Here is a 23,260-nt window from a genome sequence, read left to right on the forward strand (position 1 = left end):
CTGGCGACGGCACGGCGTTTGCGGAACATACACGCCTCGGGGCTAAGGTGCGCCGGTTGGTATCGCGTATGGGGACAAGCATGGCCGTCGGCGTCGATACATTCCATGCGGGACTGGTGGCGCCGCGCCCGCTGCGCCGCAAGCTGGCGCAGGATCTCGATTGCGAAGCCTGCGTCATCGGCGGCGGCTTTGCCGGGCTGTGGACCGCCCGCGCGCTGGCCAGGCGCGGCTTCGAGGTGGTGGTGATCGAGGCCGGCCGGGTCGGTTCCGGCGCCTCCGGCCGCAATGCCGGCTTTGTCGGCCCGGGCTATGCCGAGCCGCTGGACGGGCTGATCGCCCGGGTAGGGCTCGATCATGCGCGCGAGCTTTGGGCGCTGTCGCGCGACGGTGTCGAGCTGGTGCGCGCCGCGGTGCATGGCGGGCGGATCGCCGGTGTCGAGCCGGTCGGCGGCCATCTCGTCGTCCGCCGCAAGGACGAGGAACGCGCCACCCATCGCGAGGCCGACCGGCTGCGCCGCCAGTTCGACACGCCGGTCGACGTATGGCGCACCCGCGAGGTGCGCGGCGTGCTGCATTCGCCGCATTATTTCCAGGCGCTGCATTTCCCCGAGGCCTTTCACATCAATCCGCTGGCGCTCGCCTTCGGCCTTGCCGAGGAACTGGAGCGCGCCGGCGTGCGCATCTTCGAGGACACCGAGGCGCTGCGCGCCGATCTCAACGGCGTGCGCAAGCACGTGGCGACCGGCGGCGGGCGGATCCGGGCCAAGCATGTGGTGCTGGCGAGCGGCGTGCCGAGCGGGCGGGTGTGGCCGGCGGTGACGCGCGGGGTGATTCCGGTCTCGACCTTCATCGGCGTCACCGAGCCGTTGGGCGAGAAGCTCTACGCCGCCGTGCAGTTTCCCGGCGCCGTGTCCGACATGCGCCGCGCCGGGCATTATTTCCGCCGCATCGCCGGGGCCCGGCTGCTGTTCGGCAGCGGCATCACGACGCGGCGCTCGGTGCCCGGCGGCCTTACGGGGACGCTGGCGCGCGAGATCGGCGATACCTTCCCGGATCTGGTGGGAGCGAAGGTGGAGCATGCCTGGGCCGGAACCATGGCCTATGCAGTGCACCGCATGCCGCAGATCGGCCAGATCAAGCCCGGCGTGTGGCTCGCGGCTGCCTTTGGCGGGCACGGGCTGAACACCAGCGCCATCGCCGGCGAACTCATCGCCTCGGCCATCACTGAGTCCGACGAGCGCTGGAAGCTGTTCGCACCGTTCGGCGTGGTTCGGATCGGCGGGCCGCTCGGGCGCATCGGCGTGCAGGCGAGCTATTGGCACATGCGATTCAAGGACCGCATGGAGGAGCGTCGGGCTCGCAACGCCTCCGCACACCGCACGCCAATGCGTGGTGAGCCGGCAACGTGACTTTTCGGCAACCACAGAGGCCTCGCTGTGCTATATGAAGGTACTCAGGCGTCGGGCTATGGGTCGGGAATCATGCGGTCGTTGAGTATTACGGGTGTCGGCCTTCTCCTTGGCGCACTGGCGCTTCCGACATTCGCCGAGGCGGCCGATATCCCGTTGGGGACTGAAGTCTCGCCGGCAGTGGCCGCGGCGAGCCGCGAATGGACGCTGACGGTCGGCGGCTATGTGATGGCGCAGCCGGATTACTTCGGCAGCGACGATTACGAGTTCGCCTTTCAGCCGATCATCAGCATCTCCCGCGCCGACCGGCTGAGCCGTTTCACCGGCTTCAACGACAATCCCAGCATCGCGCTGTTCGATACCGGTATCTTCGAGGCCGGTATCGTCGGCAAGCTCGATTGGAAGCGGGATTCGAGCGACAACCGGGCGCTGAAGGGCCTCGACGACGTCGACTTCGCGGTCGAGGTCGGCGGCTATGCGCAGTGGTATCCGGTGGATTGGCTGCGCCTGCGCGGCGAAGTGCGCTACGGCTTCGGCGGCTTTGACGGCGTGGTGGCGGACCTCACCGCCGATGCGATTTACCACAGCGACTGGTGGGGCGGCACGACCTTCTCCGCCGGCCCGCGCATGACGCTGACCAGCTCCGGCTTCGTCGATGCCTATTTCGGCGTCTCGGACGAAGAATCGATCGCCGCCATCTCGCACGGCAATTTCTACGCGCCGTATGATCCGAGCGGCGGCATCTATTCTGTCGGCGTCGGCGGCCAGATCCAGAAGGATTTCGGCAACGGCTTCCGCGGCAGCGTGTTCGGCGAATATCGCTACCTGACCGGTGACGCCGCCGACAGCCCGATCGTGATCCAGAACGGCGACCGCAACCAATTCCAGACCGGCGTGTCGCTGTCCTACACCTTCTTCCTCGGTATCCAGTGAGTCGGGCGATCGCCTGATTCGAGAGGTTTTACGGATTTGGAATCCCGGAGCGGCGATGGCCGGCTCTGGGATTTTTGTTTGAGGCCGGGTCTAGCCGCTTCAGAGATTGAGTCCGGGTTTGACCTTAAGATATTGATCGCGCTCGGTTTCGGCATCCTTCGAGGCCCGGCTCTGCCGGGCACCTCAGGATGAGGTTCTTCGAAAAGCGCGACCTCATCCTGAGGTGCTCGCTCAGCGAGCCTCGAAGGATGCTTGCACCCAGCGCCCTAATACGCCCCTCCGGAAGAGTCTTCCGACGGTTCAATTCGGGAGCAAAGTGACGCCCCGAATTCGACCAAGGGCGAATGGCGACCGGGTTTGCCCGCTTTCGCTGCGCAAAGTGCTGAAAAATCCAGCATTTGATGGCAAGCGGATGACATTCAGAAGAGTTGTCCGGGCGATTTCGTGCGGCTATAAGCGTGCGCCCGAGAGACCCCATGCGAATCCGGGGGCTCCCAAGGACGAGGACGTGAGCCGATGTCGGTTGAGATCGACGAGGAGTATCGCCCCCGCGAGGACGAACCCTTTATGAATGAGCGGCAGCGCGAGTATTTCCGCCTGAAGCTGCTCAACTGGAAGGACGACATCCTGCGCGAGGCGAAGGAAACGCTTCAGCATCTGCAGGACGAGAACCAGAATCACCCGGACCTTGCGGACCGGGCTTCTTCCGAGACGGATCGCGCCATCGAATTGCGCGCCCGCGACCGCCAGCGCAAGCTGATCGCCAAGATCGACGCGGCGCTGGATCGGATCGAGGACAGCTCCTACGGCTATTGCGAGGAGACCGGCGAGCCGATCTCGCTCAAGCGCCTGGAGGCCCGCCCCATCGCGACGCTCTCCATCGAGGCGCAGGAGCGCCACGAGCGGCGCGAGCGGGTCTATCGCGACGACTAGGCACCGATAGCGTCCGGAGCGAATCGGCCCGGGCGCACAAGGCGGCTCCAGTTACCGGAGCTTGGGAACCGAGGCCGATGGGCCGGACACACGTCCGGCCGAGGCGGACGGCCGGGTGCTACCCACGTCAAAATTTAGGCAGAAACGATGCGGCCGGGACAATGTCCCGGCCGTTGGCATTGCGGCGTGTCGTCGAGCGGTTGCCGCTCGCTGCCTCAGCGGCCGCGACCAAGGAGATTGGCCATCTCCGCTTCGAGTTCGTCGCGCGTAGGCGGCGCGACCTCGGGTGCGCGCGGCGTCGGTGCGCCAGGCGTGCCCGTGCCGGGCTCGACCGGTGTGCTGAGTGCGAGATCGATCACCCGTTCGATCTCCGCGGCATTGGTCGCGGGCCGGGCCGAAGAAGGCGCTGAGGGTGCCGTCGGCGTGCCGGGAGCAATCGGGCGCCGCAGCGTCTCCTCGAGCCGCTGTGCCATATTGGCGAAGAACGGATCGATCTTCACCGCCACACGCGGCGGCTCCGTAGACTCGCCGGGCGCGGCAGAACCCGCAGGCGAAGCGGGAGCGGCAGGAGCAGCAGGAGCGGTGGGCGTGGCAGGAGCGGTGGGCACGTTTGCCGTGGATGCCTCTACAGCCGGTATGATCATGTCGAGCAGCTTCGACATGTCCGGCTCCGCACGTGCCGGCATGGCGGCTGCGGTGACCTGCGGTTCCGGCTCCGGCGCAGTCGGCAGATCGAGGACGACCTCCGGCACGCTGTGCGAGGGCATTTCCGGCAGCATGTCCGACTGATCGAGGCTGGCAAGATGGGCCTCGACGGCGGCGGGCTGCGAATCGCGGAGTCGCGCAAGCGCGGACTCCGCCGGGGCAGGGCCTTGCGGCGCCGTCTCGCTCTGGCGCGGCCGGCGCAACCGGGCGAGCAGGCCGCCGGCTCTCGCCAGTTCCGCGGCCTGGGCTGCCGTTTCCGGCTCCGGCGCGGGAGCCGCCGCGTCGAGGACTGCCGGTTCACGGGCCGGCGCGGCGAATGGCGCCTCGGGCGGGCGGACCGGCTCCGGCTCGGCGCGCAGCACCGGTTCCGGCATCGGCGGAATCACCGGCGCCGGCTGGATCGCAGGGGCGGCCTGCTGCATCACCGGCGGTGCCGGCTCGGCGCGGCGAACGACCGGTGCAGGCGGCGGCGCGGGCTGCGGGCGCGCCGACTCGCTGCGCGGCGGGGCAGGGCGAATCGGTGGCGGCGCTTCGGCCATTACGGCCCGGCGCGACAGTGCCGGCTCGGCGAAGGCGGGCGGTACCGGCTCGGGAGGCGCGGCCTGCCGCACCGCGCGTTCGACCACAGGCGCGGCCAGCGGCGGCAGGTCTCGGGTACCGGCGTCTCGCGCGATGGCCTCGCGGGCGGGCGCGGCCGGGAAGGCCGGCAATTCGGGCACCTCGCGCACCGGCGCCGGGGCGCGCAGCTCCCGCTCGTTGTATCGAGCCGTGCGGGGATCGCCGATGCCGGTCTCGACCAGCAATTCATTGCTGCCACCGAGAATGACCAGGTGCTCCACGCCGTCGCGCTGGATCAGCACCAGCCGGCGTTTCTCGTCGAGCGCGATCTGGTCGACTACGGCGAGGCGGCGGGCCGGCGGTGCCTTGCGGGCCACCTCGCCGCCATTGGAACGGCGGGCCAGCCAAAGCACGATGCCGAGCAGCACGAGCACGCCGGCAGCCGCCAGCACATAGGTGGCGAGCCCACTCAGACCAGCGGCTCCAGCAGACAAATCCGGCATGCACGGTTACTCCACATTGCGTGGCTGCATAATAACCGGCTTTGCGTGACATGCCACCAAGCTTGGCGTCATGCGGGATTCGTAGGTGGGGAGACCCACGCGGGGAACAATACGGGACTTGCCCCGCACCGCAGGCTCGGGCACCAAGTTACAGGAGAGACTCGCGCGTTGTTCGCGCCGCGTCTCCCATGAGCGGGCTTGCGGAAGGACAATGGCGGAGAGCAGACCCGACGACCCGACGCTCGATCCCGCCTTGGCCGGCGCCGGCAGTGGCGGCAGCATCCGTCTGGTGCTGGTGGTGGCGCTTGCGCTCGTCGGCGCCGTGGTGTCGCTGCTGCTGCTCGGCCGCGACCGTGCCGACCCCTGGATCATCGGCCTGCTGACCGTGCTGGCGGTGATCGGCGTGTTCGCGCTGTTCGCCTTCGCCTCCGGACTGCTGCGGTTCGGCGTGCCGGACGCACGCGACGAACTCGCCCGGCGAGTCGTCGACAGCGCGGCGGAAGGCGTCGCCATCGTCGATCCGCTAGGGCGCATCCTCTATTCCAACCCACGCTATCGCGACATCACCGGCGCCGACGGCGTGGAGGATCTGCGGCCGGTGGAGCGGCTGTTCACTTCCGACCCGGATGCTTCGGAGGCGGTCTATCGCCTCGCCCAGGGCGTGCGCGAGGGCAAGGGGCTCACCGAGGAGGTGCGGGTGCCCGGCACCGCTGCCGGCGAGCCGGTACGTTGGCTGCGGCTCGGCGCGCGCCCGGCGGGTGGGGCAGGGCGCGGTGCCAAGGCAGCGATCTGGACGGTGGCGGACCTGACGCGCGAGCGCGAGCGGCAGGAGAACGCCTTCCTCGAATTGCAGCACGCCATCGATTATCTCGATCATGCGCCGGCCGGCTTCTTCTCCGCCTCGCCCGGCGGCGCGATCCACTACATCAATGCCACGCTGGTGGACTGGCTCGGCTATGACCTTGCCGAGTTCGGGCCCGGCGGGCTTAGCGTCGCCGAACTCGTGCCCGGTCCGGCCGCGGCCTTGCTGACCGGCCTGATCCCGACGCCGGGCAGCGTGCGCACCGAGGTGATCGATCTCGATCTGCGCCGCAAGAACGGCCAGACGCTTCCCGTGCGGCTCTGGCACCGCGTTGCCTTCGCCTCCGACGGCACCGCGGGCGCCTCGCGCACATTGGTGGTGAACCGCTCCCGCGAGGACAATGCCGCCGCTGATCCGCTGCGTGCGGCGGAGGTGCGCTTCGCCCGCTTCTTCCACAATTCCCCGGTCGCCATCGCCACGATCGATCGCGAGGGCCGGGTGGCGCAGGCCAACGCCATGTTCGCCCGGCTGTTCGGCGGCTTCGAGGCCGGCGACAAAAGGCGCATTGCCGAACTGGTCGCCGGGCCGTCGCGCGGTGCGCTCGCCGGAGCGGTGGCGACCGCGCTGGAAGGCAAACCGGGCGGTGCGGTGGATATCGCGCTGACTGGGGATGGATCGCGCTCAGCGCGCTTCTATGTCGCCCCGGTCGAGGATGGCGATGCGGCGAGCGAAGCCGCCATCGTCTATGCGGTGGAGACCACCGAGCAGCGGGCGCTGGAGGCGCAGTTCGCGCAGAGCCAGAAGATGCAGGCGGTCGGCCAGCTCGCCGGCGGCGTGGCGCATGACTTCAACAATGTGCTGACCGCCATCATCGGCTATTCCGACCTGCTGCTCGCCAATAGCCGGCCGACCGATCCGTCCTTCCAGGACGTGATGCAGATCAAGCAGAACGCCAATCGCGCCGCCGGCCTGGTGCGCCAATTGCTGGCCTTCTCGCGCCAGCAGACGCTGCGTCCGCAGGTGCTGAACCTCGGCGACGTGATGAGCGACCTCACCATGCTGCTGCGCCGCCTGCTCGGCGAGACGGTCAAGCTGGAGGTGAAGGAGGGGCGCGAACTCTGGCCGGTGAAGGCCGACCTCAACCAGTTCGAGCAAGTGGTCGTGAACCTCGCGGTAAACGCCCGCGACGCCATGCCCGAGGGCGGCACGCTCGCCATCCGCACCGCGAATGTCACCGCGGCCGAGACCGTGCGCTATGCCGGTGCCGAACTGCCGGCCTCCGATCACGTGCTGGTGGAGGTGGAGGATACCGGCACCGGCATTCCCCCGGCCATTCTCGACAAGATCTTCGAGCCATTCTTCTCGACCAAGGAAGTCGGCAAGGGCACCGGCCTCGGCTTGTCCACGGTCTATGGCATCGTCAAGCAGACCGGCGGCACGCTGCAGGTGGAGAGCGAGCAGGGCAAGGGCACGCTGTTCCGGGTGTTCCTGCCGCGTCACATCCCCGATCCGGAAGCGCCCGTTGCCAAGGCGCCCGAAGCCCCGGCGAAGGCTGCCGACCTCACCGGGCGCGGCACGCTGCTGCTGGTCGAGGATGAGGAGGCGGTGCGCGCCTTCGCCTCCCGTGCGCTGGCCTCGCGCGGCTACAATGTGCTGGAGGCGGCATCCGGCGTCGAGGCGCTGGAGGTGATGGCGGAGCGCGGCGCCGATGTCGAACTGGTGCTCTCCGACGTCGTCATGCCGGAAATGGACGGGCCGTCCTTGCTCAAGGAGTTGCGGGCCGCGCATCCCGACATCAAGGTGATATTCATGTCGGGTTATGCGGAAGAAGCCTTCGCCAAGAACCTGCCGGAGGGTGCTGATTTCGGCTTCCTGCCGAAGCCGTTCACCCTGAAGCAGCTAATCGAAACGGTGAAGACGACATTGGGCCGAGACGGATAAGGTGTCGGCGCACAGTTCGGGGATGGACCATGAGCGCTGAGACCGAAAGCCTGTTCGCCGCCCTTGCCAAAGACCGCACCGCCCGCACCGGCAAGAGGGTCGCTGGCCTGTTCGCCGAGGATCCGAAGCGCTTCGAACGCTTCTCGGCGAGTTTTGAGGATTTGCTGCTCGATTTCTCCAAATGCTCGCTGACCGCGGATACGCTGGCCAGCCTCCTCGCGCTCGCCCGCGCGGTCAAGGTCGAGGAGAAGCGCGACGCCATGTTCGCCGGCGTCCATATCAATTTCACAGAGGATCGCGCGGTGCTGCACACCGCGCTGCGCAACCGCACGGCGACGCCATTCGTGGTCGACGGCCAGGATGTGCGCGGCGATGTCGCCAAGGTGCTGGCCGACATGGCGGCCTTCGCCGAGGGCATCCGCTCCGGCGCGCTGAAGGGTTCCACCGGCAAGCCCATTACCGACATCGTCAATATCGGCATTGGCGGCTCGGACCTCGGGCCGGCCATGGTGACGCTGGCGCTGGCGCCCTATCATGACGGGCCGCGTGCGCATTTCGTCTCCAATGTCGACGGCGCGCATCTCTATGACACGGTGAAGCCGCTCGATCCGGAGACGACGCTGTTCATCGTCGCCTCCAAGACCTTCACCACGCAGGAGACCATGGCGAACGCTGCCTCGGCCCGGCGTTGGATCGTCGATGCGCTGGGCGAAGCGGCGGTCGGCGCGCACTTCGCCGCGGTCTCCACCGCGCTCGACAAGGTCGCCGCCTTCGGCATCGCGTCCGACCGCGTGTTCGGCTTCTGGGATTGGGTCGGCGGGCGCTATTCGGTGTGGTCGGCGATCGGCCTGCCGGTGATGATCGCGATCGGCTCGAAAGCGTTCGGCCGCTTCCTCGATGGCGGCCACGCCATTGACGAGCATTTCCGCACCACGCCGCTGGAGCGGAACCTGCCCGTGCTGCTCGGCCTCGTCGGCATCTGGCACCGCGACGTGTGCGGCTACGCCACCCGCGCGGTGATCCCCTACGACCAGCACCTGTCGCGCCTGCCGGCCTATCTCCAGCAGCTCGACATGGAGAGCAACGGCAAGCAGGTGACCAAGGATGGCGTGCGTCCCGCGCACGACACCGGCCCGGTGGTGTGGGGCGAGCCCGGCACCAATGGCCAGCACGCCTTCTTCCAGCTGATCCACCAGGGCACCAGCCCGATCCCGGTCGAGTTCCTGATCGCCGCCAAGGGGCACGACGAGAATTCGCTGCCCGGGCTCGAGCGCCAGCATGCCATGCTGATCGCCAATTGCCTGGCGCAATCCGAAGCGCTGATGCGCGGGCGCACGCTGGAAGAAGCGCGGGCGCAACTGGTCGAGAAGGGCATGAGCGAGGAGCAGATCGCGCTGATCGCCCCGCACCGCGTCTTCCCCGGCGACCGCCCGTCGGTCACCATCGCCTATGAAAAGCTCGACCCTTACGCGCTCGGCCGCATCATCGCGCTCTATGAGCACCGCGTGTTCACCGAAGGCGCGATCTGGGGGATCAACAGCTTCGACCAATGGGGCGTCGAGCTCGGCAAGGAACTCGCCAACACGCTGCTGCCTGCGGTGGAAAGCGGCCAGGCGCCGGCGGACTTAAGCGGTTCGGCGGCAGGCCTCTTGCATCATTTGACGGCGAAGTAGACCCGCCTGAAGGGTGTCATCCCGGCCGAAGGGCAGCGTAGAGCCGGGATCGCTCTCAAATTTCATGCGATCCCGGATACGGCCTTGTGGCCGTTCCGGGATGACGACAAGCGAGACCTCGGGGGAAACATGATCCGCACCGTCGCCACCACGCCTTTCGACGGCCAGAAGCCGGGAACCTCCGGCCTGCGCAAGAAGGTGCCGGTGTTCCAGCAGCCGCATTATGTCGAGAACTTCGTGCAGTCGGTGTTCTCGTCGCTGGAGGGCTATGAGGGCAAGACGCTGGTCGTCGGCGGTGACGGGCGCTTCTATAATCGCGAGGCGATCCAGGTGGTGCTGAAGATGGCGGCCGCTGCCGGCTTCGGCCGGGTGATGGTCGGCAAGGGCGGCATCCTGTCGACGCCCGCCGCCTCCTGTGTGATCCGCAAGCACAAGGCGTTCGGCGGCATCATCCTCTCCGCCAGCCACAATCCCGGCGGGCCCCACGGGGACTTCGGCATCAAGTACAATATCGGCGCCGGCGGCCCGGCACCGGAGAAAATCACCGACGCCATCTTTGCCGCGACGAAGACGATTCATGAGTACCGCATCGTCGAGGCGGCGGATGTCGATATCGATACGCTCGGCACCACGACGCTGGCGGGTATGACCGTCGAGGTGATCGACCCGGTCGCCGACTATGCCGAACTGATGGCGCAGCTGTTCGACTTCGGCGCCATCGCCAAGCTGTTCACGGGTGGCTTCACCATGCGCTTCGACGCCATGAGCGCGGTGACCGGCCCATATGCCAAGGCGATCCTGGAGGGAACGCTGGGCGCCGCGCCCGGCACCGTGGTGCATGGCGAGCCGCTACCCGATTTCGGCGGCCACCATCCCGACCCGAACCTGGTCCATGCCAAGGACCTCTACGACCTCATGATGGCCGAGGGCGCGCCCGATCTCGGCGCGGCGTCGGACGGCGATGGCGACCGCAACCTCATCATCGGCCGGGGGCGCTTCGTCACGCCCTCCGATTCGCTCGCCATGATCGCCGCCAACATGCACCTGGCGCCGGGCTACAAGGCCGGCATCGCCGGCATTGCGCGCTCGATGCCGACCAGTGGCGCGGCCGACCGCGTCGCCGAGAAGCTCTGCATCAAATGCTACGAGACGCCGACGGGCTGGAAGTTCTTCGGCAATCTGCTGGATGCCGGCTTTGCCACGGTGTGCGGCGAGGAGAGCGCCGGCACCGGCTCCAACCATGTCCGCGAGAAGGACGGGCTGTGGGCGGTGCTGATGTGGCTGAACATCATCGCGGTGCGCGGCGAGAGCGTCGCCGATATCGTGCGCGGCCATTGGGCCACCTATGGCCGCAACTACTATACCCGCCACGATTATGAGGAAGTCGATGCGAGCGCCGCCGACGCGCTGGTCGCCGATCTCAGGGCGCGGCTGGCGGAACTGCCGGGGCAGAGCTTCGGCGGCCTGACCGTCGAGCGCGCCGACGACTTCGCCTATCACGACCCGGTCGACGGCTCGGTGACCACCAGCCAGGGGCTGCGCATCTTCTTCAGCAATGGCTCGCGCATCGTCTACCGGCTGTCCGGCACCGGCACGGCGGGAGCGACGCTACGGGTCTATATCGAGCAGTTCGAGGGTGACAGCAGCCGGCAGGATCTCGATCCGCAGAGCGTGCTGGCGGACCTCATCGCACTGTCGCGCACACTGCCCGACATTCCCGGCCGCACCGGGCGTTCGGCTCCGGACGTGATCACCTGAGGGGGCTAATGCAGCTTCCGCACGTCATCCTGAGGTGCGAGCGCTGCGAGCCTCGAAGGATGCTCAAGCAGCGCACCACCGTCGATAGCGAGCATCCTTCGAGGCCCGGCTAATGCCGGGCACCTCAGGATGAGGTCGCTGTAGTTTGTCGAAGCAAGCACGGCGAGCGAAACAAAGCTCAAGCCGTATGGCAGCGTTGCCGCGTTGCCCGGGGCTCGCCCGGGCATAAAGACTGGCGCGAATGGCGCCTGTTCAGTTGGTCTCGCCGCCGTAGCGCAGCGAGCTTGTCCACAGGATTTCAAGACGGCGCAGCACGTTGTACGCCGTCACCAGCTCCTGCGCCTCGCCCTCGTCGCGCACAGTCTGCCGGTGGAAGTTGTCATGCACGGTGCGAATCGCCTCGCAAAGCTGATTCGCCTTGTCCGTCAGCCGCAGCCGCGCCGAGCGCCGGTCGCGAGGCGAGGCGGAACGATCGACATAGCCGGAGTCGACAAGCTGCTTGAGATTGTAGGAGGCGTTGGAGCCGAGATAGTGGCCACGCTCGAGCAGGTCGCGCACCGAGAGTTCGTCGCTGCCGATGGTGAACAGCAGCATGACCTGCGAGGGGCTGATGTCGTCGGTGCCGAGGCGTGTCAGTTCCATCCGCAGCAGGTCGAGGAAGCGGCGGTGAGCCCGTTCAATGACCCGGGCAATCTCCAGGTGCGTAACGGTCGCGACATCCGTGTCAGCATCGTTCATGCGCATGGGAACGGCCGAGAGCTGGGCCCACGAGGGATTTGCCGAAGGCGCGATGTCGTCGTCGATTTCCGCGAGTTTGCGCACCATCCGTTACCGTCCTTCGTTCCGCATTGGTTCGATTCTCGAATTATTATTAGCTTTCGCATAACCTGCTCGACTCTTGAAGACGGCGATTTCTTTCAACTTCTAGCCGACCGTCGGCAGGATATTTCAGTAAGTCCTCGAAGAAGGCAATAGCGTTGTATCAATAGTGTCGTATTCATGAGAATTCAGTGGCAAATTGGAGGCTTCCCGTTATTCCCGAAGGATATGCAGCGCCTTACGTAAGGATACTCCGCCAAGTCTGCCGCCGGCAGAGTACCGGCGGCAGGGATTCGTAGCAAAACCGCGGGCATTTCACCGGGAAATCATGGCACAAAGGCGACCGCAGCTTGCAACACTGCACGTGAGCGGCCACTGGCAGGATGCATTATGATTCGGATCGCAACTATCATCTTCATGACAGGCGGCCGGCGAAAGCCCGCGAAACGCGGTTCTCGGTCAGCTTGCTTCCTGAAGGTGCGCCTCGAGGAACCAGAGTGACTTGTCGAGGGTCCGCGAGGCTGCGGTGAAGATGTCCGACGTGGTCGCGTCACCCGCTTCCGCGGACTCGTCGATGGCGTGGCGCACCGCATTTGCAACCGCGCCATAACGCTCGATGAGTGCAGTGAGGTGATCCTTCACCTTATAGATGTCAGTGGGATAGGCGGCGAGCTTGGTCGCCTGGCCCACGGACTGGGTCGTGCCGATCGCAGTGCCGCCGAGCTGGACGACGCGCTCCGCCATGGTGTCGACGTGCTCGTCGAGATCGGTGCGGAAACCGTCGAGCATCTCGTGCACGGCGATGAATTGCGGACCCTTGAGATTCCAGTGCGCCTGCTTGGTGGCAAGCGCGAGGTCGATGGCGCTGGCAAGGTTGGCGTTGAGCAGTTCGATCGCGACGTTCTTCGCGTTCGAGGGGACGTCGTTGACGGTGGCGTGCTGGCGCATTGATCTCTCCGAAGCCGTGTTGCGCAGTTTGGCACGCGCTCACGCTACAGGCGATCACGCGATGCCGGATAGGTAAATGGCTGCGGATGATAGATCGGGCGCGGCGCGCGAGCGTCAAGCCGGCGGCCGGCGAATGGTGCGGGTTGCCGTCGCGCGGGATGTCGCAGGAAGAATAGCGTGCCTACGCGCAAGAACGGCGGCCGGGGTGCCGGCCGCCGCACGCATTGAAGCCCGTTGAGAGCCTGCTGTGGACCGACGCCGCGTGGATCAGACCACGCGCACGTCGAGGGTGGCGACGCCGTCCACGGCGCCCTCCATGTGGTCGCCGCGCACGATGGCGCCGACGCCCGCCGGCGTGCCGGACATGATGACGTCGCCGGCCTTCAGCTCGAACAGGCCGGACAGATAGGAGATCATCTCCGGCACCTTCCAGATCATCTGGTTGAGGTCGCCTTGCTGGCGCAGTTCGCCGTTGACCTTGAGCCACACCTTGCCAGCGGCGGGATGGCCGATCTCGCTGGCCGGGATCAGGCCGGAGCAGGGGGCGGAGGCCTCGAACGCCTTGCCGACTTCCCACGGGCGGCCGAGCTTCTTGGCCTCGCCCTGCAGGTCGCGGCGGGTCATGTCGAGACCGATGCCGTAGCCATAGACATGGTCCAGCGCCTGCTCGACCGGGATGTTGACGCCACCCTTCGACAGCGCCACCAGCATCTCGATCTCGAAATGCACGTCGGAGGACTTGTCGGGATAGGGGAACTGGCCGGTGGTGATCACATTGTCCGGGTTCTTCTGGAAGAAGAAGGGCGGCTCCTTGTTCGGATCATGCCCCATCTCGATGGCGTGCTCCGCATAATTGCGGCCGACGCAATAGATGCGGTGGATCGGAAACAGCTTGTCGGTGCCGACCACGGGCAGGGTCGGGATCGCCGGCGGCGCGATCACATAGGCGGAGTTGTCGGTAGGCGCGTTCATCAGCGGACTCCTGCGTAATATTCCACTCGTTTCTCGATGTTCTCGATGAGCGCGGAGACCAGCATCGCAAAGGCGAATAGGATGATCGTCAGCGCCCAGAAGTTGTCCATGTCGAAATTGCGCGAAAAAAGTTCAAACAACTCGCCATAGCCGATGATGGCGACCAGCAACTGGCCGATCACCACGCCCTTCACGCCGCGCACCAGGCCGAGCCTGATGCCGGCGAGGATCTCGGGCAGGGCGGCCAGCAGGATGATCTTGCCATAGAGCGCGGTGCGCGAGGCGCCATAGCTTCTCGCCATCTCGATCAGCGAGGGCGGTACATGCTGGATGCCGGCCCGGGTGTCGAGCACCACGATCCACACCGCGAACAGGAACACAGTGACGATCACCGTGGTCTCGCCCATGCCGAACAGGATCATCAGCACCGGCACCAGCGCCGAGAGCGGGGCGGAGACGAAGATGTTCACCCAGATGCCGAGCAGATTATCGATCGCCGGCACCCGGCCCATCAGCACGCCGAGCACGACGCCGACCACGATGGCGAAGGCCATGCCGATCAAGAAGCTGGAGAGCGTTGTGATCGCCGCAGCCTGCCAGGTGCCGGTCTGTACCAGATGGAAGGCGGCGACCAGCACGTCGGAGAGCGGCGGAATGAGGAACATCACGCCGGACTGGCCGACGATCTCCCAGATGGCGCACCACACCAGCAGCGAAGCCATCATCGGGATCTTGTAGCCGAACAGTGTCATCGAGCCCTCCTCAATCCACGTAGCGCTTCAGCCCCTGCCAGATCTCCTCGACCGTATCGAGATAGGACTGGTCGCGGCGGATGGCGTCGGGGGAGGCGGCGCGGTCAATCTCCGGCTCGATTATCTGCGAGACCCGGCCGGGCCGGCGGGACAGGATGACGATGCGGTCGGAGACATAGACCGCTTCCTCGATCGAATGGGTGACGAAGATGAAGGTCTTGTTCTCCATCGCGACGAGGCGCAGCAGATCCTCCTGGAACTTGCGGCGGTTCTGCTCGTCCACTGCCGAGAACGGCTCGTCGAGCAGGAGCACATCGGCATTCACCGCAAAGGCGCGGGCGAGGCCGACGCGCTGCCGCATGCCGCCGGAGAGCTCGTGCGGGTATTTGTCCTCGAAGCCGGCGAGGCCGACCTCATTGATGTATTTGGCGGCAATCGCCTGGCGCTCGTCCTTGCCCATGCCGCGCAGCTCCAGCCCGAAGGCGACGTTGCGCATCACCGTGGCCCAGGGCATCAGCGCGAAATCCTGAAACACGAAGGCGCGCTCCGGGCCGGGGCCGGTGACGACCTTGCCATTGGCCCGGACCTCGCCGGCGTCGGGCACGTTGAGGCCGGCGATGATCTTCAGGAGCGTGGTCTTGCCGCACCCGGAGGGGCCGAGCAGCGTCGTCAGCTTGCCGGCCGGGAAATCGAGATCGACCGAGCGGAGCGCTTCGACCTCGCCATAGATCTTGGAAATGCCGCGCACTTCGACGGCAACAGTGGCGTCTGCCTCGGGGCGGGCGATGGCGGCCTGGGCAGCCGCGGTGATGTTGCGCATCTCAGCCTCTTCTCTTCTCGGGACGCAGCACGCGAAGCTCGAACGCCTCCAGCGCGGCGAGGGTCAGGGTCGACACCACGATGATGGAGACCACCGCGGCATACATTTCCGGATAGTCGGCCACCGAGCGGTGATAGGTGATGAGGTCACCGATGCCGGTCGGAGTGATGAGCAACTCGGCCAGGATGACGCCGATGAAGCCGGCGGCGAGGCCGAGCCGGAGGCCGGCGAAGATCACCGGGCTGGCATCGGGGATGATGATCTTGAAGATGCGCTGCATCTGCGTGCCCTGGAAGGAGCGGCACATGTCGACCAGCGACGGGTTCACGTTGCGCACCGCCTTGTAGCCGTTGAGCACGATCACCGGCAGAGCGAGCATGATCACCGCCAGCGTCTTCGCCAAAAGGCCGATGCCGTAGACGAAGGTGATGAGCGGGATCAGCGCCGCCATCGGCGCGGCCTGCAGCACGATGAAGACCGGCGCGATCAGCCATTCGGCGCCGCGCGACAGGCCCATCAGGATGCCGAGCCCGACGCCGAGCACGGCGGAGATGGCGATGCCGATCACCAGCGGCTGCAGCGTCGAGGCGTAGGCGGTGACGAAGGAGCCGTCGAGCGTCATGCGCACGAAGGCTTCCAGCGTCTCCAGGAAGGTCGGGAAGGCGAAGCTGATCGGAATGCGGCCGGCGATCTCCCAGATGAGGAAGAACAGGCCAAGCGAGGCGAGACGCCACAGGACCGGGCGATCGCCGAGCAGCTTGCGGAGCGAACTCCGCGAGCCGCCGGCGGGGTGAACGACGGTGGGAGTGCCGTTCACCTGAGCGGGAGCCGCCATTCCAATTGCCTCTCTTGCCAATTGCCTCAGTTGGTACCGACTTTGCCGAGCGCGGTGTTCAGCGGCCCGAGCTCCCAGAAGTCCGTGGTCTTCAGGCTCGCCGGATCGCCCTGGAGCTGGCCGGAGAGGGTGTAGAAGGCAAAGTCATCCTTGGCCGCAGCCTCGCCGCCGCCATTCATCGGGAATGCCTTGCCCTTCGCCTGCTCGGCGAAATAGGGGGTGATCTCGGCGACCTGGTCGGCCGGCAGATCGGGCAGCAGCTTGTACTTGGTGCGCCATTCGGCGACCACGGCCGGGTTGCCCTGCACTTCACGCCAGGTGGTCAGCACCGACTCGGTGATGGTGTTGATGTCCTTGGCGTTGCTCTTGAGGAAATCCTCGCGGGCGAACAGCGCCTCGTCGGTGGCGGCGACGCCTTCCAGCGGCAGCACGATGAACTTGCCGGGAGCCTTGGCTTCGAGCAGCCGGCGGCCGGCGGCATCGACGATGCTGGCCTTCACATTGCCCTGGATCAGGGCGCCGGCGCGCACTTCCGAGCCGGGGATGTAGCTGATCTTGGAGAATTTGATGCCCTGCTTCTGCTCCATCAGCTTCATGATGGCCTCGGTGCCGGAGCCGCGCGAATGCACCGCGATTTCCTGGCCGTTGAGGTCCTTCCACGTCTTGTAGAACTCGGCGTTCACGACGGGATAGAAGCGCAGCGTGGAGAGCTGGAGGAAGATGCGCACCGGCACCTTCACCTTCTGGATCAGCGCATAGGGGCCGCCGACGCCGATATCGGCCTGGCCGCTGACCACCGCCTGGGCGGCGATGTCCTCGGACTTCAGGTACGTCATCTCGATGTCGACGCCCTTCTCCTTGGCGCGTTCCAGCGCGACGAGAAGATGCAGCGTCTCGACGCTGGCAATGTCGCCGAAGGCGACGCGGACCTTGGCCTCGGCCGTGCCGGCGAGACCGAAGGTGGCGGCGAGCGCCAGAGCGCCGATGCCGGCGGCAAAACGGGTAACGGATTGGGTGGTGGTTCTGGGCATGTTCAGCTCCCTGGGTGTGGGCGGTTGTCCGCCTTCGAAGTACGTGGGCAATGCAAAACCAATTCGCTCTTGGTTTATATTGGCTGCGTCAGCCGAGTCAAGGCGACCTAACGCAAGGTCCGCTTGACCACACGCTTTCGTGGCTTCATAGATTGGACCAATCGTAATTTGGTCGGAACGCCGCCGCATGCTCGCAACCAATGGTCCGGCACCGGAGACCGGCCTCGTCACCCAGCTCCGCGCTTATCTGGCGCAGGCCAAGCTGCCCGACGACGGCCGCCTGCCGCCGGAGCGCGAGCTTTCTGCCGCGCTTGGAGTCTCGCGAGCCGAGTTGCGCAAGGCGCTCGAGGTGCTGGAGTCCGAAGGCCAGCTCTGGCGCCATGTCGGCAAAGGCACCTTCATCGGCGGGCGCCCGCTCGACACCTTCGCCGACATCACCGCCTTGGCGCGGCGCAGCAATCCAGCGGAAGTGATGCGGGCGCGTCTCGCCATGGAGCCGGAACTGGCGCGTACCGCCGCCTTCATGGCGACGCCGGCGGATATTTCCGAGATGCGGCTCTGCCTCACCCGCTCACGCCAGGCTGATACCTGGCGGCAATATGAGGGATGGGACACCCGGCTGCACCGCACGATTGCGGAGGCCACGCACAATAGCCTGCTGCTCGGCCTGTTCGACACGCTGAACGCGGTGCGTCGCGCCGTCACCTGGGGACGGCTGCGGGCGATCCCGGTGAAGCCGGCGCCAGACCATCACAGCTTCGAGGAGCATGAGCGGATCGTCGACGCCATCGAGGTCCGCGACATGGTCGGCGCCGCCGCGGCGATGCGCGCCCATCTGCAGACGGTGGAGCGCAAGCTGCTCGAAAAGCAGCAACAGCTCGCCGAAGGTTGAGGGTCGAATTACGACCGGCGTGACGGCAACCATTCGAAGATTGGTTGCGCTAAAGCGCGCTTTCGAGCAATCCTGACGTAGCGTCACAACCCTGTTACCCGTTGCGGACGCCTGGCCACGCGGCCATACCGGAATGTCTGAACGGAGAACGCCATTTTTCCGGTTTATCAAGCTTGGCCATTTTGATTTGAAAAAGAAATCCTCCTATAGAGGGCACCCGCTGGGTTTGAGCGCCAAGCCCCGCCGCCGGCAGAGAAAGACAGCACTAGCGTAGGACAACCCGACTATGACTCTGCCTGACGCCGGAGCGACGGAAAATGTGACGACGACAGAGCAATGGCGCGATCTATTCTCGGCGTTCACGCACATTATACTTGTAGCCAATAGTGATGATGTAAACGTCAATGAACTGAGGAAGTATTATCCGGATACTGCGCTCTTTGTATTTTTCAACAAAGTATATAAAATTCTCGACAGGCAGTTTACCGGACACTCCCTGTTGATTTCGCGGGGCCAACCGCAGGGTGCCAACATCGTGTACCGGCAGGAGGTGGCTGACGTTGTCAAGCTGTTCTTGCCAGAGCGATTTCTGGGTATACTGAACCTTAGGCTGGCGACGAACGAGAAGCTGAATACCAGCTCCGATTATCTTGGGACGCCTACCGGACATCTGGACCTGGTAGGGTTCTGCGCTGATTTCTATCCCGATGACAAGGTTCCCACGTCCGGCTTCGCCATGGCGTTGTGGCTGGTGGATCAGAAACTCCCGCCTGAGATCGTCCTGGCGGGGTTCTCCGCCAACCGCAGCGACAAGTGGCGGGCGGTCAACGTGCATGATTGGACGTTCGAGCAAATCTTTCTGCGGCTCTTTGCGCGGGTGGGCAAGCTTGCCATCCATGGGGGTATCGCAGGCGGCAGCTACTCCTCCCTTACTTCCCGCTTTCCGGAATTGCCCGCGGCCGAGATATCCGCGACGATGGCGGAAGTGCTGTCCTCGCGACTTAGTCAAACCGACACACGCGTGGACAAGTTGATCTCGCTTACCAATGTATTGCGGGCAATTGATGAATTTTTCCGAGGGCTGAAGCCAGAGTTCCTGAAGAAGAAAAATCGCAATTAGTGCCGGATTCTGCAGCGACACTCCGAGGTTGATATGGGATTTTCAGATACGCGCAAGCGATTGTACCGCAGCTTGAAGTATCGCCTGATCCGCCCAACCCCGCCGACGGCACCATCTCGATTTGCGGGTCCGGTTGTCGTGGTCGGGTCGGCGCCTACGTCCCACAAGCCGGCTGGCTTCGACGATACCTTCTCGGTCGTGACTGTGAATGGGTCCCAATCGGTGATCGCCGCATGGGGCGTCGACGCGCCCGATGTGACGATGATGATGTTCAACCAGGTCGAGGGAACCACGACGAACGCGATCGAGGTCAGGCGCGTTCTGAGAGGAGGGAAGACCGGAACGCTGTATGTGTTGCTCTGGCGAAAGAACGATCGTGAGCGGCTGGAAAAAGGCCTGCAGGCGTTTGACTACAAGTATGACCGGCTGCAAATCGTCGATCGGTATGAGCGGATGGCCCTGCTCGATCGCGTGGTGGGCATGCGCTCACTCGAGATGGACGCCGATTCCAAATGCTCGAACGGCATGAACGCGGTTCTCTTCGCGCTCTACAATGGCGCGCCCGCCGTCATCATCACGGGAATAAATCCCAACTCGGCTGGCCATGCCTACAACAAGGTGGGTTTGTCGCGCCTGCACGTGCAGATGGATAAAATGGTGCTCGATAAGCTGATCGAAGCCGGCCGGCCGATCTTCACAGCCGATCCCCATGTGGCGGAAGAACTGGGCATTGCGTTGTGGACAGGGCAATAGCTGCCCCGCGGTCGAACCACACGCGCACTTTGACGTCGGTAAGCTGCGCGAGGATCCATACCCCGTTCAGCGAGCATTCGCGCCGCTTCCCCCGCGTGAAGTCGCTGATCGAGGTTGATGCCGCCGCATTGATCCGGGCGTCAACGGCAAGGCCTGACGGCGCGGCCGTTTCCGCCCGGATGGATCGGATCCCGGCTCAGATCGGCTTGAAGTCCGGATCGATGGCGAGCGCCTTGGCGGTCCATTGCTCGCCATAGTCGACATTCTGCCAGTCTTTGAACCATGGGCCGCCATTGGTGAAATGCACGGCATTGGGCGTGCCGGAGGCCGGCTTCTCGTTCCAGCCTTCGAGCCAGTTCCATTCGGTGGGAATCTCGCCGATCTCGTTGTCGGCGGCCCATTGCATGCGATGGAGATACGCGCCGCTCTCCCGATTGATGAGCTCCGGGGTCAGCTTCCGCGTCGAGGGATGCTCGCAATTGAAGAGCATGAAGGAGGACCAGTTCTTGCGCGGATAGGACGTCTGCACCTTGCCGTCCATCTTGAACCCCTCTTTCGGGGTGTAATCGTGATGGACGCACGCGACCGCCTTGCTCTCGTCCTGATAGGCGAGCAACTGGGCGACATCGGAGAAGAACAGGAAATCGCAATCGCAGAACAGCGCCCAACCCTTGTAGCCAGCCAGCCAGGGCGTGAAGAACCGCGAATAGGTGAATTCGGTGGAGGCGAGGGGGTCGATGTCGCGGGTGTAGGCCTTCTGCTCGACCAAGTCGGCAAGACGGATCGGGAATACGCGTACCGGAATGCTCGCATTCTCCAATATCGATTGCCTGGCGACGTCGTATGCGATCGGCTCGCGTGAATCCCAGCCGATATAGATATCCAGCGACTTGGTCATGCCCTGTCTTTCTGCTTCAACTCGATGTGTCAGTTCGCTCGTGGGCGGCCTGCGGCGCTATTAGCATATCGTGGTGCGCAGCCGAATGCTGGGGCGTCAGATTTGTATCATTATAAACGTGGCCGCTTTGATCCGGGTCAATTCCCGAGACGATCACCAAGGCTGCTGTCTAACAATGAAGCATTGCCCATGCGGCAGCTCTATCGGCTTTTCCGGCCGACTGGTGAAGCCAACCGACAGCGATCGGATCATTTAGGCGTCGCCGCTACCTGAAGGCCGGCAATGCCATATGAGGAGGGAGATGCGCGGCCACTCCTCATCGATCATCAGCCGACAGTCAGTTGCGGGCTGCGGTGGGCGCGTGTTCCGGCAATCGGCAATCGTATTGCCTGTCATGTATTATGATACTGCCACCACACATTATTGCACGGCGTTCAATTGTGAATAATATGGTGCGCGACATTCGCAACCGGCGCCCTGCGTCCGGTCGAGTGGGTGAATTTTGGAGTGTGCGTAGTGTGGTTTGGACGAAAGAAGTCGAGCATTAAAAGCCTTTCGATTCAACCTCCCGTGCCACACCCTGACAGACACGGGATAGCGATTGCGATCTGCGTAAAGGATGAGGCCCAGTATATTGGCGAGTGGGCGCGCTTCCACCGCGCCGTCGGCGTGCGCCACTTCATCGTCTACGATAATGGCTCCAAGGATGTCACATGCAGTGTGCTGGACCGGATTCTTCACCCGGGTGAGCTGACGGTCATCCCCTGGGCCGGCCAGGTATCCGCGAGCCGTTCGGCGCAGCTGATCGACGGGCAGGTGCTCGCCTTCGCCCACGCCATATTGAACTTCGGCGCAGATTATCGCCGCATGGCTTTTATCGACGCGGATGAATTCCTGCTGCCTCGCAACGGCGCGACCATTGAGCAAGCGCTGGCGGAGACTGGCGATTTCCCGAATGTCTCGCTGCCCTGGCACATGTTCGGATCCAGCGGACACAAGACAAAGCCGTTCGGTCCGGTGGCGCTGAACTACACGATGCGCAGCGCCGACCCCATGAGCGACGAGGAGCACGTGACCAACTTCAAATGCATCGTGGATCCGTGCGAAGTCACCGAGGTGACCATCCATCAGTTCAAGACACGGGAGTTCGGCGAACTCACCATGAACGATGCGGGATACCGCACGACGCGTGACGGCCGCAAGAAGCCGCGCTTCTATTCGAACGCTTTTCTCCAGCTCAACCACTATTACAGCAAATCCGTGGAAGAAATGCGCATGAAGATGGAGCGCGGTTCAAACTACATCGCGTCGAAGGAAAAGCTGATTGAAAAGATGGAGAAGACGACGCGAACCATAGAGGCCTCGGTGATCGAGGATCGGGCAATGATAGAGTTCGTGGCCCGAAATAAAATCGTCCTTGCCGACGAAGATTGACCACGCTGGGAGCCGTGCCTTCTTCCGTCCACGAGCAACGAGTCTACAGAGATATATGGTGCCTTGCGCCTTCAGGCCGCAGTTTCGCCCCGCAGCCTCAAAAGTCGCGCTGGCACGCCAACGTAGATTCCATTCGGAACAGTCTTGCCCCTGACCACGCTATTGGCGCCGATGACGCACCCACGCGCTATATGCGTGTTGCCGAGGATTTTTGCGCCAGCCCCGATCCAGACATCATCTTCGATCGTGACGGGTTTCTTTTGAAGCGACTGGCGGCGGATCGGGATAGTCACATCATCGAAGCCATGGTCGAAAGAGGTTATGACGACATGGGCGGCTATACGTACGTCGTTGCCGATACGGATGCCACCGTGCCCGAGCAGGACTGTATAGTCGTTAAGAGAGACGTTTCGCCCGATCTCTATGCTGCCACTCTGCGCATCGATTACTACGCCGCAGCGGGTCGATATCTTGTCACCGATGCGTATCTTGCCCTCTCGCCAGCGGAAGCGGGGAAGGTACAGCATCTTTGGGCGCCTTCCGATGGTTAGGGATCCGCCCGACAACACAGCTCGCAGGCGCATCAGAAAGCCAAAATTCAGCATCGGCGGAGATCACCTATTGTGGACACGTCGCGCCCCGCCATGGTGATCATGGTCAACAGCAATTGGACGATCGAACTCATCATCGGTCGCGTGATCACCGCGCCTGTCTGCAGACTAGGTTCGGGAACCGTCCCATTCAAGTGCCCTTACGTCCACTCGGGTCCAT

Annotated in this window: 20 protein-coding genes; 10 read left to right on the forward strand and 10 right to left on the reverse strand. The window is 64.5% G+C overall.

Annotation, left to right across the window (positions count from 1 at the left end; all coding sequences use genetic code 11):
• The first annotated feature begins 80 nt into the window (after nt 1-80).
• The 3 genes from G3545_RS00635 (at nt 81) to dksA (ending at nt 3,275) form a co-directional block, all read left to right on the forward strand.
• Nucleotides 81-1,409: an FAD-binding oxidoreductase gene (locus tag G3545_RS00635; protein WP_170009005.1), complete on the forward strand. Its 1,329-nt coding sequence runs from the start codon at nt 81-83 to the stop codon at nt 1,407-1,409.
• Nucleotides 1,410-1,481: 72 nt separating this feature from the next.
• Nucleotides 1,482-2,342 (forward strand): MipA/OmpV family protein, encoded by an 861-nt coding sequence (locus tag G3545_RS00640; protein WP_170009006.1) that lies wholly within the window; start codon nt 1,482-1,484, stop codon nt 2,340-2,342.
• A gap of 516 nt (nt 2,343-2,858) precedes the next feature.
• Nucleotides 2,859-3,275 carry an RNA polymerase-binding protein DksA gene (dksA, locus tag G3545_RS00645; RefSeq protein ID WP_170009007.1) on the forward strand — a complete coding sequence of 139 codons (417 nt, stop codon included), beginning with the start codon at nt 2,859-2,861 and terminating at the stop codon, nt 3,273-3,275.
• 215 nt (nt 3,276-3,490) lie between these two features.
• Here dksA and G3545_RS00650 read toward each other — a convergent pair whose 3' ends face one another.
• Nucleotides 3,491-5,041: a flagellar biosynthetic protein FliO gene (locus G3545_RS00650; RefSeq protein ID WP_170009008.1), complete on the reverse strand. Its 1,551-nt coding sequence runs from the start codon at nt 5,039-5,041 to the stop codon at nt 3,491-3,493.
• Nucleotides 5,042-5,252: 211 nt separating this feature from the next.
• Between G3545_RS00650 and G3545_RS00655 the strand changes: the two genes are divergently transcribed.
• The 3 genes from G3545_RS00655 to G3545_RS00665 all read left to right on the forward strand — a co-directional run bounded on the left by G3545_RS00655 (nt 5,253) and on the right by G3545_RS00665 (nt 11,215).
• The gene (locus G3545_RS00655; protein WP_170009009.1) at nt 5,253-7,784 is read left to right on the forward strand and encodes an ATP-binding protein; all 2,532 of its coding nucleotides are present in this window, start codon (nt 5,253-5,255) and stop codon (nt 7,782-7,784) included.
• 29 nt (nt 7,785-7,813) lie between these two features.
• Entirely contained in the window at nt 7,814-9,457 is a 1,644-nt protein-coding gene (gene pgi / locus G3545_RS00660) for a glucose-6-phosphate isomerase (protein WP_170009010.1), read from the forward strand.
• A 129-nt stretch (nt 9,458-9,586) separates the two neighbouring features.
• Nucleotides 9,587-11,215 carry an alpha-D-glucose phosphate-specific phosphoglucomutase gene (locus G3545_RS00665; RefSeq protein ID WP_170009011.1) on the forward strand — a complete coding sequence of 543 codons (1,629 nt, stop codon included), beginning with the start codon at nt 9,587-9,589 and terminating at the stop codon, nt 11,213-11,215.
• A 252-nt stretch (nt 11,216-11,467) separates the two neighbouring features.
• Here the strand turns inward: G3545_RS00665 and G3545_RS00670 are convergent, their stop codons facing one another.
• The 7 genes from G3545_RS00670 to G3545_RS00700 form a co-directional block, all read right to left on the reverse strand.
• On the reverse strand, nt 11,468-12,040 hold the full coding sequence (locus G3545_RS00670; protein WP_246702636.1) for a MarR family transcriptional regulator: 573 nt from the start codon (nt 12,038-12,040) through the stop codon (nt 11,468-11,470).
• Nucleotides 12,041-12,493: 453 nt separating this feature from the next.
• Entirely contained in the window at nt 12,494-13,009 is a 516-nt protein-coding gene (gene dps / locus G3545_RS00675) for a DNA starvation/stationary phase protection protein Dps (protein ID WP_281411726.1), read from the reverse strand.
• A 240-nt stretch (nt 13,010-13,249) separates the two neighbouring features.
• The gene (locus tag G3545_RS00680; RefSeq protein WP_170009013.1) at nt 13,250-13,954 is read right to left on the reverse strand and encodes a fumarylacetoacetate hydrolase family protein; all 705 of its coding nucleotides are present in this window, start codon (nt 13,952-13,954) and stop codon (nt 13,250-13,252) included.
• Nucleotides 13,954-14,706, reverse strand: coding sequence for an ABC transporter permease subunit (locus G3545_RS00685; protein ID WP_170009014.1), 753 nt, complete (start codon nt 14,704-14,706; stop codon nt 13,954-13,956). The genes G3545_RS00680 and G3545_RS00685 overlap by 1 nt, the downstream gene beginning before the upstream one ends.
• A gap of 10 nt (nt 14,707-14,716) precedes the next feature.
• A complete protein-coding gene (locus G3545_RS00690; RefSeq protein WP_170009015.1) occupies nt 14,717-15,526 on the reverse strand; it encodes an ABC transporter ATP-binding protein in 810 nt (269 codons plus the stop codon).
• A 1-nt stretch (nt 15,527) separates the two neighbouring features.
• The gene (locus G3545_RS00695) at nt 15,528-16,361 is read right to left on the reverse strand and encodes an ABC transporter permease (protein ID WP_170009016.1); all 834 of its coding nucleotides are present in this window, start codon (nt 16,359-16,361) and stop codon (nt 15,528-15,530) included.
• Nucleotides 16,362-16,387: 26 nt separating this feature from the next.
• Nucleotides 16,388-17,392: an ABC transporter substrate-binding protein gene (locus G3545_RS00700; protein WP_170009017.1), complete on the reverse strand. Its 1,005-nt coding sequence runs from the start codon at nt 17,390-17,392 to the stop codon at nt 16,388-16,390.
• Nucleotides 17,393-17,579: 187 nt separating this feature from the next.
• On the opposite strand from G3545_RS00700, the gene G3545_RS00705 reads away from it, so the two are divergent.
• From G3545_RS00705 to G3545_RS00715, 3 genes are all read left to right on the forward strand, one after another.
• Nucleotides 17,580-18,284 (forward strand): FCD domain-containing protein, encoded by a 705-nt coding sequence (locus G3545_RS00705; RefSeq protein ID WP_170009018.1) that lies wholly within the window; start codon nt 17,580-17,582, stop codon nt 18,282-18,284.
• A 286-nt stretch (nt 18,285-18,570) separates the two neighbouring features.
• Entirely contained in the window at nt 18,571-19,404 is an 834-nt protein-coding gene (locus G3545_RS00710) for a 3-deoxy-manno-octulosonate cytidylyltransferase (protein WP_170009019.1), read from the forward strand.
• A 33-nt stretch (nt 19,405-19,437) separates the two neighbouring features.
• Nucleotides 19,438-20,157, forward strand: coding sequence for a membrane-anchored protein (locus G3545_RS00715; RefSeq protein WP_170009020.1), 720 nt, complete (start codon nt 19,438-19,440; stop codon nt 20,155-20,157).
• A 196-nt stretch (nt 20,158-20,353) separates the two neighbouring features.
• Here the strand turns inward: G3545_RS00715 and G3545_RS00720 are convergent, their stop codons facing one another.
• On the reverse strand, nt 20,354-21,055 hold the full coding sequence (locus tag G3545_RS00720) for a glycosyltransferase (protein ID WP_170009021.1): 702 nt from the start codon (nt 21,053-21,055) through the stop codon (nt 20,354-20,356).
• A 570-nt stretch (nt 21,056-21,625) separates the two neighbouring features.
• On the opposite strand from G3545_RS00720, the gene G3545_RS00725 reads away from it, so the two are divergent.
• Nucleotides 21,626-22,489, forward strand: a complete 864-nt coding sequence (locus tag G3545_RS00725) for a glycosyltransferase family 92 protein (RefSeq protein WP_246702637.1) — start codon at nt 21,626-21,628, stop codon at nt 22,487-22,489.
• A gap of 71 nt (nt 22,490-22,560) precedes the next feature.
• Here the strand turns inward: G3545_RS00725 and G3545_RS00730 are convergent, their stop codons facing one another.
• On the reverse strand, nt 22,561-23,016 hold the full coding sequence (locus G3545_RS00730) for an acyltransferase (protein WP_170009023.1): 456 nt from the start codon (nt 23,014-23,016) through the stop codon (nt 22,561-22,563).
• Nucleotides 23,017-23,260 lie beyond the last annotated feature (244 nt).

The sequence above is a fragment of the Starkeya sp. ORNL1 genome (genome assembly GCF_012971745.1).
Classification (GTDB): Bacteria; Pseudomonadota; Alphaproteobacteria; order Rhizobiales; family Xanthobacteraceae; genus Ancylobacter.